Origin of the sequence: Providencia sp. PROV261 (genome assembly GCF_028477945.1) — a bacterium.
GTDB classification, from domain to species: Bacteria; Pseudomonadota; Gammaproteobacteria; order Enterobacterales; family Enterobacteriaceae; genus Providencia; species Providencia stuartii.
The window spans coordinates 1-2,028 of the sequence record NZ_JAMPMC010000091.1; the positions used below are offsets into that span (position 1 = coordinate 1).

Here is a 2,028-nt window from a genome sequence, read left to right on the forward strand (position 1 = left end):
GGAGTTTTCTTTGATACCCTCTAGATGGCGTTATCTGAACTCTACTATTATCAACCAATGTCAATGGAGAATATTAATATGGTAAAATTATTAAGTGATGTTAAAAAGTCACCTTGAAGTTGGTAACAAGTACGATTCCGTGCTACGAACCCAAACTATAATTTGGGGTGCGACAGAAAAGTACCCTGTTCGACTTCAAAATCAATACAAAAACATCCTGGGGCCCTAACGGGGGCTCTTATGTTTTTGGATTTCGATAATTATAGATATATCAATAAATTATGCTGCGAGTTTTATTCTGAGTCCGGGCACCACCTTATTATCAACAGACGTCAACCGACGTCTGTTTTTGTTTGTAAAGCCCGCTAAAATCAACACTCTCCCAAAGTTTCAACTCAACTGAATTCTACTCGATTCTACCCACATCAACCCCATTGCGTGGGTACAATTGCGGGTATACACTAGTTCGATAGAATTTTGTACCCACTTTATCTTTCAGGAAGCTCACTATGGCACTGACTGACGCTAAAATTCGGGCGGCTAAACCCGATGTGAAATCCTATAAATTAACCGATGGTGCAGGTCTGCACTTATTGGTTCACACTAATGGTTCTAAGTACTGGCGATTACGCTATCGCCACTTAGGTAAAGAGAAAACCTTAGCATTGGGTTTATACCCTGATATCTCTTTATCAGAGGCGCGTTTAAAACGTGATGAAGCAAGAAAATTGATTGCTGACGGTATTGACCCGTGCGAACAAAAACGTGTGGCTAAAGCAGCTTCTGATGCTAATCTCTCTTTTGAAACCATCGCAAGACAATGGCATGCCAGCAATAAAAAATGGTCTGAATCACACAGTGAAAAGGTTTTAAAGAGTTTGGAGTCGCATGTCTTTCCTTATATTGGATTACGGGATATCACTACCCTCAAAACCCCTGACCTGCTTATTCCTATCCGTGCAGCAGAAAGTAAAGAGATTTATGAGATAGCTGCGCGTTTACAGCAACGTATCGCTGCTGTCATGCGTTATGCGGTGCAATCCGGTATTATTGGCTATAACCCTGCTATTGATACCGCAGGGGCTGTAACGACGGTACAACGCCAACACCGTCCAGCTCTTAACCTTGACCGTCTACCTGAACTCATTGCCCGTATCGATGCTTATAAAGGGCAACCCGTCACTCGCCTAGCTGTGATGTTAAATTTATTAGTGTTTATTAGGTCAAGCGAACTTCGCTATGCGCGTTGGTCTGAAATTGACTTCGATAAAGCCTTATGGACGATTCCTGCTCAGCGAAAGCCTATACCCGGCGTTAAATTCTCATACAGAGGCGCTAAAATGCGCACTCCGCATTTAGTTCCCCTTAGCCACCAAGCCATCACTATACTAAAAGAAATTTGGACATGGACAGGTGAGCATGAATTGATCCTAACGGGCGCTCATAATCCCTTTAAACCCATGAGTGAAAATACAGTCAATAAAGCCTTACGTGTGATGGGCTATGATACGAAGACTGAAATTTGTGGACACGGTTTTAGAACGATGGCGTGTAGTTCATTAGTTGAATCAGGTTTATGGTCGAAAGATGCAGTAGAACGGCAAATGAGCCACCAAGAACGTAACTCAGTGAGGGCTGCTTATATTCATAAGGCAGAACATATAGACCAACGCCGATTAATGGTGCAGTGGTGGGCGGATTATTTGGATGCTAATCGGGAACAAACGATTTCGCCATTCGACTTTGCAAAGTTGAATAATCCAAGGAATCACTAAAACTTTAGCCATGTCATATAGGCGATCCATTTTCAATACGAGGAGTCGAATACTACGGTAGTATGCCGACTATATCGATTCATTGAGAAATGGGGGAAATATTGTTCATGGGAATTTTAATCGCCAAAAAGTATAGTCATTAATCACTATATCGTAATACATCTTATTCAATAAAAAAACTTTATCACTGAAAGCCTCTGTCCTCACGGACAGGGGCTTTTTTGCTTTTAAATCAACCTAAAAGGAAATTATT

The 2,028-nt window shown here is 41.5% G+C and carries 1 protein-coding gene; it reads left to right on the plus strand.

Annotated elements, in window-relative coordinates; translation table 11 throughout:
- Positions 1-509: 509 nt before the first annotated feature.
- Positions 510-1,775 (plus strand): tyrosine-type recombinase/integrase, encoded by a 1,266-nt coding sequence (locus PR675_RS20725; protein ID WP_272582976.1) that lies wholly within the window; start codon positions 510-512, stop codon positions 1,773-1,775.
- Positions 1,776-2,028: the final 253 nt, after the last annotated feature.

Excerpts from the sequence above, each read along its gene's own strand:
- PR675_RS20725 (WP_272582976.1), top strand. The coding sequence starts at position 510 with ATGGCACTGACTGACGCTAAAATTCGGGCGGCTAAACCCGATGTGAAA.